At 72.8% G+C, this 15,100-nt stretch carries 10 protein-coding genes; 1 reads left to right on the forward strand and 9 read right to left on the reverse strand.

All coding sequences use genetic code 11. The annotated features are described in order from the left end of the window. Positions 1-210: 210 nt before the first annotated feature. From AB1460_RS03550 to trpC, 6 genes are all read right to left on the reverse strand, one after another. Positions 211-1,656, reverse strand: a complete 1,446-nt coding sequence (locus AB1460_RS03550) for a glutamate synthase subunit beta (protein ID WP_368959113.1) — start codon at positions 1,654-1,656, stop codon at positions 211-213. 201 nt (positions 1,657-1,857) lie between these two features. Then, entirely contained in the window at positions 1,858-6,450 is a 4,593-nt protein-coding gene (gene gltB, locus AB1460_RS03555; RefSeq protein WP_368959114.1) for a glutamate synthase large subunit, read from the reverse strand. Positions 6,451-6,855: 405 nt separating this feature from the next. Next, on the reverse strand, positions 6,856-8,025 hold the full coding sequence (gene lgt / locus AB1460_RS03560; RefSeq protein WP_368959115.1) for a prolipoprotein diacylglyceryl transferase: 1,170 nt from the start codon (positions 8,023-8,025) through the stop codon (positions 6,856-6,858). 74 nt (positions 8,026-8,099) lie between these two features. Beyond that, on the reverse strand, positions 8,100-9,017 hold the full coding sequence (trpA, locus tag AB1460_RS03565) for a tryptophan synthase subunit alpha (protein WP_420497181.1): 918 nt from the start codon (positions 9,015-9,017) through the stop codon (positions 8,100-8,102). A gap of 82 nt (positions 9,018-9,099) precedes the next feature. Beyond that, on the reverse strand, positions 9,100-10,419 hold the full coding sequence (gene trpB, locus AB1460_RS03570; RefSeq protein ID WP_368959116.1) for a tryptophan synthase subunit beta: 1,320 nt from the start codon (positions 10,417-10,419) through the stop codon (positions 9,100-9,102). Between the two features lie 104 nt (positions 10,420-10,523). After that, entirely contained in the window at positions 10,524-11,330 is an 807-nt protein-coding gene (gene trpC, locus AB1460_RS03575; RefSeq protein WP_368959117.1) for an indole-3-glycerol phosphate synthase TrpC, read from the reverse strand. Positions 11,331-12,011: 681 nt separating this feature from the next. Here trpC and AB1460_RS03580 point away from each other — a divergent pair. Then, entirely contained in the window at positions 12,012-12,338 is a 327-nt protein-coding gene (locus tag AB1460_RS03580) for a hypothetical protein (RefSeq protein WP_368959118.1), read from the forward strand. On the opposite strand, the gene AB1460_RS03585 is transcribed toward AB1460_RS03580, so the two are convergent. The 3 genes from AB1460_RS03585 to hisI are packed head-to-tail and all read right to left on the reverse strand — an operon-like array spanning position 12,339 to position 15,012. Continuing rightward, positions 12,339-12,986, reverse strand: coding sequence for a Trp biosynthesis-associated membrane protein (locus AB1460_RS03585; protein WP_368959119.1), 648 nt, complete (start codon positions 12,984-12,986; stop codon positions 12,339-12,341). It lies immediately after the preceding gene. Then, the gene (locus AB1460_RS03590; protein ID WP_368959120.1) at positions 12,983-14,593 is read right to left on the reverse strand and encodes an anthranilate synthase component I; all 1,611 of its coding nucleotides are present in this window, start codon (positions 14,591-14,593) and stop codon (positions 12,983-12,985) included. Before AB1460_RS03590 ends, AB1460_RS03585 begins: the two co-directional genes overlap by 4 nt. After that, positions 14,590-15,012 carry a phosphoribosyl-AMP cyclohydrolase gene (gene hisI / locus AB1460_RS03595; RefSeq protein ID WP_368959121.1) on the reverse strand — a complete coding sequence of 141 codons (423 nt, stop codon included), beginning with the start codon at positions 15,010-15,012 and terminating at the stop codon, positions 14,590-14,592. The genes AB1460_RS03590 and hisI overlap by 4 nt, the downstream gene beginning before the upstream one ends. Between the last annotated feature and the right edge of the window lie 88 nt (positions 15,013-15,100).

The raw sequence follows: 15,100 nt of genomic DNA on the forward strand, positions 1-15,100 counted from the left end.
GGGAGGAGACCGCCACCCCCGGACCGGATCCGAGGCGCTCCGACACATCTGCTCATCCGGGCGTGAGCACGGCGTATCGGCCGGTCTCCCCGGCCGGGACCCGGCCGGGGATCACCCCGCGGGGGCGGTGAGGACGCCCGGACAGGTGGAGCCAGATGGCAGGGCCGTCTGGACCCCGCCGACCGGCGGTAGCCCAGGGACGACCCTGACTCAGGGCCGGCGGGTGGGCAGAATCGGCGCGGGCAGGTCGGTCGACCCGGTCAGGTAGCGGTCGACGGCCGACGCAGCCGACCGTCCCTCGGCGATCGCCCAGACGATCAGAGACTGGCCCCGGCCCATGTCCCCGGCGACGAACACGCCGGGGACAGAGGTCGACCAGCCGAGGTCGCGGGCCACGTTGCCGCGCGCGTCCAGCTCGACGCCGAGCTGCTCCAGCAGCCCGGCCCGGTCCGGCCCGACGAAGCCCATCGCCAGCAGCACCAGGTCGCACGGCAGCTCGATGTCGGTGCCCTCGACCTCCTGGAAGCGGCCGTCGACCATCTCGACCTCGTGCATGAGCAGCGCCCGCACGTTGCCCTCGTCGTCGCCGAGGAACCGCTCGGTGGACACGGCGAAGACCCGCTCGCCCCCCTCCTCGTGCGCGCTGGAGACCCGGTAGATGATCGGGAACGACGGCCACGGGTTCGCCGGCGGCCGGCTGGCCGGCGGCCGGGGCATGATCTCGAGCTGGTGGACGGAGGCGGCGCCCTGGCGCAGCGAGGTTCCCAGGCAGTCCGCCCCGGTGTCACCGCCGCCGATGATCACAACTCGCTTGCCGGCGGCGGAGATGGTCGTCTCGGTCAGGTCTCCCTGCTGGACCCGGTTCGCGGGGACCAGGAACTCCATCGCGAGGTGGATGCCGCTGAACTCGCGCCCGGGCACGGGCAGATCACGGCCCACCGTCGACCCGCCGGCGAGGACCACCGCGTCGTAGGAGGAGCGCAGCTCGTCCGCGGTGATGTCGACACCGACGTTGCAGGACGTGACGAACGAGGTGCCCTCGGCCTCCATCTGGGCGAGCCGGGTGTCGAGGACCCGCTTCTCCATCTTGAACTCGGGGATGCCGTAGCGGAGCAGCCCGCCGACCCGGTCCGCGCGCTCGTAGACGACCACCTCGTGGCCGGCACGGGTGAGCTGCTGGGCGGCGGCCAGGCCGGCCGGCCCGGAGCCGACCACCGCGACCCGCCGGCCGGTCCGCGCGGACGGCGGGATCGGTACCACCGTCCCCTCCGCGAGGGCGCGGTCGATGATGGTGACCTCGATCTGCTTGATCGTCACCGGGTCGTCGCCGATCCCCAGCACGCAGGCAGCCTCGCAGGGGGCCGGGCACAGCCGCCCGGTGAACTCCGGGAAGTTGTTCGTCGCGTGCAGCCGCTCGATGGCGTCGGTCCAGTCCGACCGCCGGGCGAGGTCGTTCCACTCGGGGATGATGTTCCCGAGCGGGCAGCCCTGATGGCAGAACGGGATGCCGCAGTCCATGCACCGGCCCGCCTGGTCACGCAACGCCGGCTCCGGGAACGGTTCGTACACCTCGCGCCAGTCGGTGATGCGCACGTCCACCGGCCGGCGGGTGGGCAGTTCCCGGCGGTGCTTGAGAAAGCCAGTCGGGTCAGCCATGCCGCTCCTGTCGGTTCCATGTGGCCGCTGTGGCGTCTCCGCCCGGCAGGCCCGTACGTAACTGGTACCGGGTCGCCGGAGCCGCGCGTGCTCGGCCGTTCTGGTCAGTCCTGGTCGTGTCTCGTCTGGCTGGTCAGGCTGTCCATCCTGATTGGACACCCTGACCGTCGGATGGCGCGCGCGGCGACCGGGTCGGATCGGTCAGACCCGGGCCGAGGCCATGATCTCCTCGTCGACCGACAGGCCCTGCTCCTCGGCCCGCCGCTTCGCCGCGAGCACCCGCTTGAAGTCCCGCGGCATGACCTTGACGAAGTGGTCCTGCTCGGTCGCCCACTTCGCGATCAGGCGCGCCGCGACCGCGGACCCGGTCTCCCGGTAGTGCTTCTCCACGATGCCGCGCAGCGCGGCGAGATCGTCCTCGGCGAGCGGGTCGACGTCCACCATCTCGGTGTTGATCCGCTGCCGTACCGGCTTGTACAGGTAGGCCACGCCGCCGCTCATGCCCGCGGCGAAGTTGCGCCCGATCGACCCGAGGACGACCACGACCCCGCCGGTCATGTACTCGCACCCGTGGTCACCGACGCCCTCGACGACGGCGACCGCGCCGGAGTTGCGCACGCAGAAACGCTCCCCGACGATCCCGCGGAAGTAGGCCTCACCGGCGGTCGCGCCATAGAGCAGCACGTTGCCGGCGACGGTGTTCTCCTCCGCCCGCAGCGGCGACTCCTTCGGCGGGAAGACGATGATCCGCCCACCGGACAGCCCCTTGCCGGCGTAGTCGTTGACGTCGCCCTCCAGGGTGAGGGTCATCCCGCGCGGGACGAACGCGCCGAAGCTCTGCCCCGCCGACCCGGTGAACCGCAGCGAGATCGTGTCGTCGGGCAGACCGGCCGCGCCGTACCTCTTCGTGACCTCGTAGCCCAGCATCGTGCCGACCGTCCGGTTGACGTTGCGGATCGGCATCTCCAGCCAGACCGGCCGACCCTCCTCGATCGCGCCCTCGCAGAGCTGGATCAGCGAGTTGTCCAGGGCCTTGTCCAGCCCGTGGTCCTGGCTGGCGGTGCAGTGCAGCGCCCCGCCGAACGGCCGCTCCGGGATGTGCAGCAGCGGCGTGATGTCGAGCCCGGACGCCTTCCAGTGGTCGATGGCCGCGCGGGCGTCAAGCAGGTCGACCCGCCCGACCGCCTCGGCGATGCTGCGCAGCCCCAGGGCGGCCAGGTACTCGCGCACCTCCTCGGCGATGAAGGTGAAGAACGCCTCGACGAACTCGGGACGCCCGGTGAACCGCGCCCGCAGCTCCGGGTTCTGCGTCGCCACGCCGACCGGACAGGTGTCGAGGTGACAGACCCGCATCATCACGCAGCCGGCAACGACCAGCGGCGCGGTGGCGAAGCCGAACTCCTCGGCGCCCAGCAGGGCCCCGATGAGCACGTCGCGCCCGGTCTTCATCTGGCCGTCGACCTGCACGACGATGCGGTCCCGCAGGCCGTTGAGCAGCAGCGTCTGCTGGGTCTCGGCCAGCCCCAGCTCCCAGGGCGCGCCGGCGTGCTTGAGCGAGGTCAGCGGGGAGGCGCCGGTGCCGCCGTCATGCCCGGAGATCAGCACGACGTCCGCGTGGGCCTTCGAGACGCCCGCCGCGACGGTGCCGACCCCGACCTCGGCGACCAGCTTGACGTGCACCCGCGCCTTCGGGTTGGCGTTCTTCAGGTCATGGATGAGCTGCGCGAGGTCCTCGATCGAGTAGATGTCGTGGTGCGGCGGCGGGGAGATCAGGCCGACGCCCGGGGTGGAGTGACGGGTCTTCGCGATCCACGGGTAGACCTTGTGCCCGGGGAGCTGGCCGCCCTCCCCCGGCTTCGCGCCCTGCGCCATCTTGATCTGGATGTCGTCGGCGTTCGCCAGGTACTCGCTGGTCACCCCGAACCGACCGCTGGCGACCTGCTTGACCGCCGAGCGGCGCAGGTCACCGTTCTCGTCGGGGGTGAAGCGACGGGCGTCCTCGCCTCCCTCGCCGGTGTTCGACTTGCCGCCCAGGCGGTTCATCGCGATCGCCAGCGTCTCGTGCGCCTCGGCGCTGATCGAGCCGTACGACATCGCGCCGGTGGCGAACCGCTTCACGATCTCCGATACCGGCTCGACCTGGTCGATCGGGATCGGGCCGCGCCCGGTCTCGCGCAGCTCGAACAGCCCGCGCAGGGTCGCGTTCTGCCGCGCCAGGTCGTCGACCGTGCCGGTGTACTCGCGGAACAGGTCGTACTGGCGGCTGCGGGTGGCGTGCTGGAGCAGGAAGACCGTCTCCGGGTTGAACAGGTGCAGTTCGCCCTCACGCCGCCACTGGTACTCGCCGCCGACCTCCAGGTTGCGGTGCGCGAGCTCGGACGGGACCGCCGGGTACGCGCGCCGGTGCCGGGCCGCGACCTCCTCGGCGATGATGTCGATGCCGACACCGTCCAGCCGGGTCGGGGTGCCGGCGAAGTACTGGTCGACCAGCTCCTGGGACAGCCCGATCGCCTCGAAGACCTGGGCGCCGGTGTAGCTCGCCACGGTCGAGATGCCCATCTTGGACATCACCTTGAGCAGGCCCTTACCCAGAGCCTTGATCATGTTCTTCTCGGCCTGCTCACGCTCGATGCCGGTGAGCTCGCCGCGGGCCAGCAGGTCGTCGATCGACTCGAAGGCCAGGTACGGGTTCACCGCCGCGGCACCGTACCCGGTGAGCAGCGCGATGTGGTGCACCTCGCGGGCGTCGCCGCACTCGACGATGAGGCCGACCTTGGTCCGGGTCTTCTCCCGGATCAGGTGGTGGTGCACCGCCGCGGTCAGCAGCAGCGACGGGATCGGCGCCTTGTGCTCGTCGGAGTCACGGTCGGACAGGACCACGATGCGGGCACCGTCGGCGATCGCCTCGCTGACCCCGGCGCAGATCTCCGCCAGTCGCGCGGCCAGCGCGGCGCCGCCACCCGTGACGTCGTAGAGACCACGTACGGTCACCGAGGCGAAGCCGGGCATGTCGCCGTCGTCGTTGATGCCGACGATCCGCGCGAGCTGGGTGTTGCTGATCACCGGGAACGGCAGGTGGACCATGCGCGCCGACGCGGGTGACGGCGCGAGCAGGTTCCCCTCCGGGCCCAGGGTGCGCGCCAGGCTGGTGACCAGCTCCTCCCGGATCGCGTCGAGGGGCGGGTTCGTCACCTGGGCGAACAGCTGGGTGAAGTAGTCGAACAGCAGCCGCGGCCGGTTGGAGAGCACGGCGACCGGCGTGTCGGTGCCCATCGAGCCGATCGGCTCCAGGCCCATGCGCGCCATCGGGCCGACGATGATCCGCAGCTCCTCCTCGGTGTACCCGAAGACCTGCTGGCGGCGCATGACAGACGAGTGCCCGTACAGGACGTGCTCCCGCTCGGGCAGATCGTCCAGCGAGATGACGCCGGCGTGCAGCCACTCCTCGTACGGCGCGGCGTGGGCCAGCTCCGACTTGATCTCGTCGTCGCTGACGATCCGGCCCTTGCCGGTGTCGACGAGGAACATCCGGCCCGGCTGCAGACGCCCCTTGCGCACCACCCGGTGCGGCGGGATGTCCAGCACGCCCACCTCGGAGGCCATCACGACCAGCCCGTCGTCGGTCACCCAGTACCGGGACGGGCGCAGGCCGTTGCGGTCCAGCACCGCGCCGATGACCGTGCCGTCGGTGAACGCGATGGACGCCGGGCCGTCCCACGGCTCCATGAGCGCGGAGTGGAACTGGTAGAAGGCCCGGCGGGCCGGGTCCATCTCCTCGTGGTTCTCCCAGGCCTCCGGGATCATCATCAGCACGGCGTGCGGCAGTGACCGCCCGCCCAGATGCAGCAGCTCCAGGACCTCGTCGAAGCTGGCCGAGTCGCTGGCGCCGTCGGCGCAGATCGGGAACAGCCGGGAAAGGTCGCCGGGGATGAGGTCGCTGGCCAGCAGCGCCTCGCGCGCCCGCATCCAGTTCCGGTTGCCGCGCACCGTGTTGATCTCGCCGTTGTGGGCGATCAGCCGGTACGGGTGGGCCAGCGGCCAGCTCGGGAACGTGTTGGTGGAGAACCGGCTGTGCACGAGCGCGATGGCGCTGGCGAACCGCGGGTCGTCCAGGTCCGGGAAGTAGGCGGACAGCTGGTGGGTGGTCAGCATGCCCTTGTAGACGATGGTGCGCGACGACAGCGAGGGCATGTACACGCCGATCTCACGGCGCACCCGCTTGCGCACGCAGAACGCGCGGCGCTCCAGATCCATCACGTCGAAGTCGGCGCCACCGCCGGCCGCGGCCTCGCCCTCAGCACCGGCACCCGCGGCGGCCTCGGCCGCCGCGGCGCCGACCGGGACGCCGGGCCGGGTGAGGAAGATCTGCCGCATCCACGGCTCCACCTCACGGGCGGCGTGGCCGACCAGGTGCCCGACGGTCGGGACGTCGCGCCACCCGAGAAGGCGCAGGCCCTCCTGGCGGACGATGCGGCTGATCGTCCGGACCGCGTCGTCGCGCTGGCCCGCCACCTGCGGCAGGAACACGGTGCCGACGGCGTATCGCCCGGGTGCGGGCAGCGCGAACTCCACGACGTCGCGGAAGAACCCGTCCGGGACCTGGACGAGGATTCCCGCGCCGTCACCGGTGTCGGGGTCGCTGCCGGACGCACCACGGTGATCAAGATTGCGCAGTACCGTCAGCCCCTGATCGACCAGCTCATGACTGCGCCGGCCGTGCACATCGACAACGAAGCCGACGCCACAGGCGTCGTGTTCGAACGTGGGGTCGTACAGACCTTGCGCAGTCGACATCCGGAGGTGTCCTGTCCATCTTCAGGGGCCGATGGGGGCGGACGACGCTGTCCGGAGGGCGGCGCGACTTCGATGACGGGCTGGTCGTCAGCTCCGCGCCTCTCTCGAGTGTGCCATGTGTGCGCCCCATCCGCCGTGATCGCTCATGTCCGCCAGGTCACAGGGATATTTCGGCAGATTTCCTGGACGATCAACGAACGTCCGGTAGAAGGCCCGCCAGGCGAAACATGTCACAGGAACGCAACATTCTCGTCACCGAGAGCACCATCTGGGGGCAGAGCACCCCGAAGCGGTCGGGCAGCGTGAGGATATCCTGCCCATCCGCAGTGCGCGGATCCAGTTTGCCGTAAATCCGCCCCCAGCCCGCCCGATCTTCGCTGCGGGCGTCCGGCTGAAGCCCGGGGCCTAACGCCCGTCCTGCGCTGCCGGGCCTGCCGACTCGGCAGCCCGGTCGACGGGCCGCTCCCCCTCGCTCGGGGCGGTGGCACCGCCAGCACCCGTGTCCGCCACGGCGGTCGCCCCGGACCCACTCGCCGGCGAGCCGGTCACGACCGAGGTCGCGGTGGACGCCCCAGCGGCGGCTGCCGGGCCTCCGGTCGGCGGCGGGATGGTCTTCGGCGTGACGGTCTTCGGCGTGGTCCCCGGTGCGGGGTCGGCGGCGCCCGGCGCGGTCTCGGCACCGGCGGCGTCGACGGCGTCCTCGGTGGAACCCGTGGAGCCGGTGGGACCGGTCTCGGAACCGGAACCGTCGGTGTCGCCCGCCTGCTGCCCGCCGGTGCGCCTGGCACCTCCCGCCGAGGCCGGGGGCGCCCAGCCGACGTCCGGGTCGACCGGACGGCGGATCAGGGCGAGTGCCAGCAACGCGAGCAGGAAGACCACGATCGAGACCCAGATGTTCACCCGGAGCCCGAGGACCTTCTCCGCGGTGTCGATCCGCAGCGCCTCGATCCACAACCGGCCGGTCGTGTACAGCGCCACGTACAGGAAGAACAGCCGCCCGCGGCCCAGCCGCCACCGGCGGTCGACCAGCAGCAGCAGCCCGGCGATGGCCAGGTTCCACAGCGACTCGTAGAAGAAGGTCGGGTGGTAGGTCTCGACCCCCGGGATCATCTGGTGGGCCGGGTCGATGCGGACGGCCCAGGGCAGGTCCGTCGCCCGGCCGTACAGCTCCTGGTTGAACCAGTTACCCCACCGGCCGATCGCCTGGGCGAGGGCCAGCCCGGGGGCCATCGCGTCCGCGAACAGGCCGAACGGGACGTCCATGCGCCGGCAGGCGAGCCACGCGCCGAGCGCGCCACCGGCGACGGCCCCCCAGATCGCCAGGCCGCCGTTCCAGACCTCGAAGACGGCGAGGGGGTCGCCGTCCTCGCCGAAGTAGGCGTCGGGGCTGCTGATGACGTGGTAGATCCGTGCGCCGACGATGCCGAACGGGACCGCCCAGTACGCGACCTCGCTGGCGACCACGGGGTCCACTCCGCGGGCCCGCAGCCGCCGGGCGGTGACGACGACCGCAACAATGATCCCGACGACGATCATCAGGGCGTAGGCGCGCAACGGGACAGGTCCCAGATGCACGACCCCTCGGGATGGGCTGGGGATAGCTGCGAGCACCACGAGCGTCAGGCTATCCCCGTCCCTGTCCGTGCCTGTCAGGCGGATGCCGCGCGCACGCCGGCGGCGAGCTCGGCCGAGAGCCGGGCGACCGCCTCGACGCCACCCCCGCCGCTTTCACCGTCACCGGTGGCGAGGGCGCGGACGAGCGCGGAACCCACGATCACACCGTCGGCGAAGCCGGCGACCTCCGCGGCCTGCGCCCCGGTGCTCACGCCGAGGCCGACAGCCACCGGGAGGGTCGTCACCTCGCGTACCCGGGTGACGAGGTCACCGGCCCGGACCCCGACCGCCGCCCGGGCGCCGGTGACGCCCATCGTCGACGCCGCGTAGACAAAGCCGCGGCTGTGCGACGTGACCAGGCGCAGCCGCTGCGGAGTCGAGCTCGGCGCGACCAGAAAGACGGGGTCGATCGCGTGGGTGGCGCAGGCCGCAAGCCAGGGGTCGGCCTCCTCCGGCGGCAGGTCGGGCGTGATCGCCCCGGCCCCCCCGGCCGACGCCAGGTCGGCGGCGAACGCCTCCAGGCCGTACCTTTCCACCGGGTTCCAGTAGGTCATGACCAGGGTCGGGGCGCCCGTCTCAGCGACCGCCTCGACCGTGCGCAGCACGTCCCGGGTGGTGACGCCGCCGCGCAGCGCCACGTCCGCGGCGTCCTGGATGACCGGGCCGTCCATGGTCGGGTCCGAGTAGGGCAGGCCGACCTCGACGACGTCCACACCTGCCGCGACCATCGCCCGCATCGCGGCGATGCCCCGCTCCACGGTCGGGAACCCGGTGGGGAGGTAACCCACCAGGACAGCCCGCCCCTGCGCCCGTGCCGCCGCGAAGACCTCGTCCAGCGGGCTGCGCCCGGCCCTGGCTGCCTCCCGCCCGGCCGGGACCGGCCGGGCCACCGCTGCCGGGCCGCCGGCAGGCTGCCCCTGGGCCGGCTGGTCGTGTGCCAACTGACTGCGCACCGTGGGTCCGTTCCTCGTCGTGATGATCAGGCAGGGGATGATCGGGTGGAGGTGGGGGCACCCGGGTCGGGGCCCCACCCGGCTACCCGGCGTCCGGGTCCAGCAGGTCGAACCAGCGGGCGGCGGTGTCGACGTCCTTGTCGCCGCGGCCCGAGCAGTTGACCAGGACGACGCCGTCGGGGCCGAGCTCTCGGGCCACCTCGAACGCGCCGGCGAAGGCGTGGGCGCTCTCGATCGCGACGAGGATGCCCTCGGTGCGCGCCACCAGCGCCAGCGCCTCCATCGCGGCCGCGTCGTCGACCACCCGGTAGCTGGCGCGGCCGGTCTCGTGCAGCAGCGCGTGCTCGGGACCGATGCCGGGGTAGTCGAGCCCGGCCGAGATCGAGTGCGAGACCTGGGTCTGCCCGTCGGCGTCCTGCAGCAGGAAGGTCCGCATGCCGTGCAGCACTCCGGGCGCCCCGCCGGCGATCGCGGCCGCGTGGCGGCCGCTGGCCACTCCGTCGCCACCGGCCTCGCAGCCGATCAGTGCCACCTCGGCGTCCGGGATGAAGCGGTGGAAGACCCCCATGGCGTTGGACCCGCCGCCGACGCAGGCGACGACCGCGTCAGGGAGCCGGCCGAGCAGGTCGAGGGTCTGCTGGCGGGCCTCGACGCCGATGATGCGCTGGAAGTCCCGCACCATCATCGGGAAGGGGTGGGGGCCCATGACCGACCCGATGCAGTAGTGGGTCGAGTCGACCGTGGCCACCCAGTCGCGCATGGCCTCGTTGATGGCGTCCTTCAGGGTGCGGCTGCCCGAGGCGACGGCGACGACCTCCGCGCCGAGCAGGCGCATCCGGGCCACGTTGAGGGCCTGCCGGCGGGTGTCCTCCTCGCCCATGTAGACCACGCACTCCAGCCCCAGCAGGGCACAGGCCGTCGCCGTGGCCACCCCGTGCTGGCCGGCGCCCGTCTCGGCGATGACGCGTGTCTTGCCCATCCGGCGGGTGAGCAGGCACTGGCCGAGCACATTGTTGATCTTGTGTGAGCCGGTGTGCGCGAGGTCCTCCCGCTTGAGCAGGATGCGCGCGCCACCGATCCGCTCGGTCAGCCGGTCCGCCGAGGTCAGCGGGGTCGGCCGACCGGCGTAGGACGTCAGCAGGCCGTCCAGCTCGGCGGTGAACGCCGGGTCGACCCGGGCGGCCTCGTAGGCGGCCGAGAGCTCGTCGAGGGCGGCGAACAGCGCCTCCGGCACGAACCGACCGCCGAACCGGCCGAAGTGGCCGGACGTGTCCGGCACCGCCTGCCAGCTCTCGGCGGCCCGGGCGGGCGACCAGTCGCCGGCCGCGCCCGCGGCATGCTGGTCGGCCGCGCCGGCGGCGCGGGAGGAGTCGGCAGACGTTCTGGTGGATCGAGCTGTCACGGCCCCGACTGTACCGGCGCCCACCCCCACCGAGGTGGCGTGCGCCACCGGCCGGGCGGCCAGGGGCACTCCGCCGGCCGGCCGGCCGGCGGGGCACCCGTGACTCAGTGAGCGATGCGGGTGGCCGGGTGGGTTCCGGCGGTCACCAGGTCGGCGACGAACTGGCGCGGGTCCCCGCCCGTCACGGCGGCCTCCCCGACCAGGACGGCATCCGCACCGGCACCCGCGAAGTGAAGCAGGTCGTGCGGCCCGCGCACTCCGGACTCCGCCACCTTCAGCACGCCGGGCGGAACCATCGGGGCGAGGCGCCCGAACGTGTCCCGGTCGACCTCGAGCGTCCGCAGGTTACGGGCGTTGATCCCGATCAGCCGGGCGCCCGCGTCCAGTGCCCGCACCATCTCGGCCTCGTCGTGCACCTCGATCAGCGCGGTCATGCCGAGCGACTCGATCCGCTCCAGCAGGCCGATCAGCCGAGGCTGGTCGAGCGCGGCCACGATCAGCAGGACCATGTCCGCGCCGTGGGCCCGCGCCTCGAGTACCTGGTACGGAGAGACCACGAAGTCCTTGCGCAGCACCGGTATGTCGACCGCGACCCGGACAGCGTCCAGGTCGGCGAGCGAACCGCCGAAGCGCCGCCGTTCCGTGAGGACGCTCACCGCCGCCGCACCCGCCTGCTCGTAGAGCGAGGCGAGCCCGGCCGGGTCGCTGATTGTCGCCAGCGCACCCTTCGACGGCGAGCGGCGCTTGATCTCCGCGATCACCGATACCCGGGGTGCACGCAGCACCGCCAGCGCGTCCCGTGCATCCGGTACGCGTTCCACTCGTTGCTTGAGAGCTGCCAGGGACGTTGCTCGCTCGCGTTCGGCCAGATCTGCTCTGACCCCGTCGAGGATCTCGTCGAGAGCGTTCATCGCCCCGCGCTCACGCCACTCACGGCCATGCCGCCGATGGTAGGGCAGGCACGCGGCGCTGGCCCGCCGCCCCCGCCCATGGCGCCGCCCGGTCACCACCCGTTGTTGTTCTCGTGTTGACCCGACCGATGCGCAGGCTCCTGACATTGACGTCGAGGCCAGACGGAGCAGACGTATCCCCCAGCAGGTGACAGGGCAGGTCATTTCCGTAGTCGTGGGCCTGTTGCTAGTACCACCCGCAGCGCCCGTGCGGGCACACCCCGGCACAGGCACCGATCGGCCACCCGACACGCCTGCGGCCTCGCTGCGTTGACGGCCCGCACCCGGCCCGTATCATCGAACACACGTTCGAAGACGGGTGCTACGGGAGGCGTGATGAGGGAACTGGCCGACGTGCCGCGGGGCGACCAGTCGACGGGCCGGGGTGCCGCCATCCCGGCATCAGGGTCAGATCCGGCCGATCCGGCGTCGTGGGGCGGCGGCTCCGCGGAGCCCCTGACGGGGTGGGCCACGGCCGCCTCACGGGTCGCTCGGCGCGCCGGCGCCCCTCGCGGAGGTCCCCACGGGCGGCCCGGTCCGAGCGGGCCGGAAGGTGGTATGGAGGAGAGGACGGAACGGAATGCACGATCATCGCCCCACCCGCCGGGCGGGCCGCCGCGCGGCCTCGCGCCCCGGGTTCCGGTGGGTGTCACGGCTACCGAGCCCACGGGCGCGCCAGCGCCCGGCGCAGCGGCCACCACGGCCCCCGGCTCGGTGGCGGGCCCCGCGAAGGCTGCCGGGGGCCCGGCGGACCACAGCCGTCTCAGGGCCCGGCTCGAGGAGCTCGACCAGCGCATCGCGCGGATCGACGTGCTCATCGGTCTGATCGAGGCGGATGTCGAGCGCAACCGCCTGCTGCTCGGGGCGGTCAGCGGCTTCCAGCCACGCCGGTTCCCGGCGCCGCGGGTCGCGGGCGGGCCAGGCTCGGAGTCCCCGCTCCGACCGGGCGGAGCGGAGGTGTCCCGATGATCAGGTGGGGTCCTGGCCCCGCTCGATGGCGTCCCAGGCGTCGACGGGTGCGGCTACGCGGGCCTGGTAACGGCCGGACATGGCCGGCCAGGTCCCGGCGCGGGCGACGACGGTCGCACCCGTGACCGCCAGCACGAGCCCACCCAGCACCGCGAACCACGGCCCGGCACCGCTCGAGAGCCCGAGGATCGCCGGTTCCCCCGCGGGCACCACGGCCTGGACCTCGTCCGTGCCGCGAACGGCCCCCTCAGGGTCGAGAGCGATGCCACCAGCGGTCAGCACGATGCCGATGCCGGCGAGCACCACCAGCACACCGACCACGATCCGCCCCAGGCGCCGGGTGGCGATGATCGCCACGGTCCCGGCGAGACCCAGCAGTGCCAGCCCGGTGACGGCCGGCGCCAGGGACCCGCCTGACCAGCTGACGGGCAGCGGCGCCGCCACCACCTCGTTTCCCGCCCCGGTCGCCGCCTGCACTCGGGCGGAGACCCAGGTGGAGCCGGTGCTGAACAGGACGGCGGCGGAACCGACCAGGCAGGCGACGACGGCGAGTGCCCGCTCCCGGCGGGCGCGCCGGCCCGGCCCGGACATCGGGGCCGGGCCAGGCGGCGTCGCGTCGGCGGGCGGCGACCCGGCGGGGGGGGTCATACCGGCGGGCGGAGGGACTCCGCCACCTCGACCGCACGGAGCACCGCGGCGGCCTTGGTCCGGCTCTCCAGGTCCTCCGACGCGGGCACGGAGTCCGCGACGATCCCCGCGCCGGCCTGCACGTAGGCCATGCCGGACCGCAGCACCGCGGTGCGGATGGCGATGGCGGTGTCCAGGTCACCACCGAAGTCGAGGTATCCGACCACACCCCCGTAGAGGCCCCGCCGCGTCGGTTCGAGCTCGTCGATGATCTCCATGGCCCGCACCTTGGGCGCACCGGACAGGGTGCCCGCGGGGAAGGTCGCCGCGAGCACGTCGATGGCGCTGCGGTCGGGCTCGACCTGACCGATCACCGTGGAGACGATGTGCATGATGTGCGAGAACCGCTCGACCTCGGCGAACTCGACCACCCGTACCGAGCCGGGAACGCAGACCCGCCCCAGGTCGTTGCGGACCAGATCGACCAGCATGACGTGCTCGGATCGTTCCTTGGGGTCGGCAAGAAGCTGGGCGGCCAGTTCGGCGTCGCGTTCCGGGGTGCCGCCACGCGGCCGGCTGCCGGCGATCGGGTGCAGCAGTGCCCGCCGGCCCGTGACCTTGACGTGCGCCTCCGGCGAGGAGCCCACCACGTCGTGATCGGCGAACCGCAGCAGGTACATGTACGGGCTGGGGTTGGAGGCGCGCAGCACCCGGTAGACGTCGAGCGCGTCCGCGGTGGTGGGGCGCTCGAACCGCTGGGAGATGACGATCTGGAAGCACTCTCCGGCCCGGATCTCCTCGATGGACCGCTCGACGGCGCGGTGGAACCCGCCGGGTTCGGTGGCCGAGACGAAGTCACGGACACCCGTGACCGCCCCCGTGGTGGTCGCGACGGTCGGCTCGCTCCACTTGCCGAGATCCGCCGTCATCACCTCGATGCGGTGCACCGCATCGTCGTAGGCCGCGTCGAGCTCGGCCCGCCGGGTGGCAGCCTGCTGCCCCGTCCGCGGGTCGCCCGGCTGGCCGTCGCCCGGCTGGCCACCGCCCGGCTCCGGCGGTGGATCCGCGGTGACCCGCGGGCGGGTCGCGCCGGTGAAGACGTTCGCGACCAGCTGGCAGGAGCCGTCGGTGTGGTCGAGGACGGCGAGATCCGTCGTGAGCAGCATCCTCAGCTCGGGGATGCCGAGATCGTCGGCAGCGTTCGCGGGCAGCCGCTCGATGCGCCGGACGATGTCGTAGGACAGGTAGCCGACCAGCCCGCCGAGCAGAGGCGGGGTGCCCTCCGGCCGCGGCGAGCAGAGCTGGCGCTCCACCGCGCGCAGAACCTCGAGCGGGTCGCCGCCCTCGGGAACGCCGGGCGGCGGGGCGCCGTCGACCCAGACGGCCTGACCATCACGCTCGGTGAGAGTGGCCGCGGCCCGGACGCCGACGAACGAGTACCGCGACCACATGCCGCCGTGCTCGGCGGACTCCAGCAGGAAGGTTCCCGGGCCGCCGGCCAGCTTGCGGTAGACCCCGACCGGGGTCTCCCCGTCGGCGAGCAGGCGCCGCGACACCGCCACGACGGCCTGCCGGGCCGCGAGCTCGTGGAACTCCTCCCGGTCCGGGCTGATCTCGCCGGTCGTCATCGAGTCGCTCCCGTCGTCGGCACGGGCGCCTGGCCCGCGGCCGGTGCCGCGTCGGTCCGCTCAGGACCGAGCTGGAGCTCTCGGCCGGTGAAGCAGGTCCGCTCCCCGGTGTGGCAGGCGGGCCCGGTCTGGTCCACCCGGACGAGCACGGTGTCGCCGTCGCAGTCGAGCGCGACCGAACGCACCTGTTGGACGTGCCCACTGGTGTCGCCCTTGACCCAGTACTCGGAGCGGCTCCGGCTCCAGTAGGTGGCGCGGCCGGTGGTGAGCGTGCGGTGCAGCGCCTCGTCGTCCATCCAGCCGACCATGAGGACCTCCCCGGTGTCGTGCTGCTGGGCAACGGCCGGGAACAGGCCGGCGCTGTCGCGCTTGAGCCGGCGGGCGATGGCGGGATCCAGACGGGAGGCGCGTGCGGTCACCCGCCTATTCTGCCCGCCGCGGCCCGGCCAGCCATGTCCCCGCCGGCACCGGCCGGCCGCAGACGCGGCCGGCCGTCGGCCGGGCACC

The sequence above is a fragment of the Parafrankia sp. FMc2 genome (assembly GCF_041008525.1).
Taxonomy (GTDB): Bacteria; Actinomycetota; Actinomycetes; order Frankiales; family Frankiaceae; genus Parafrankia.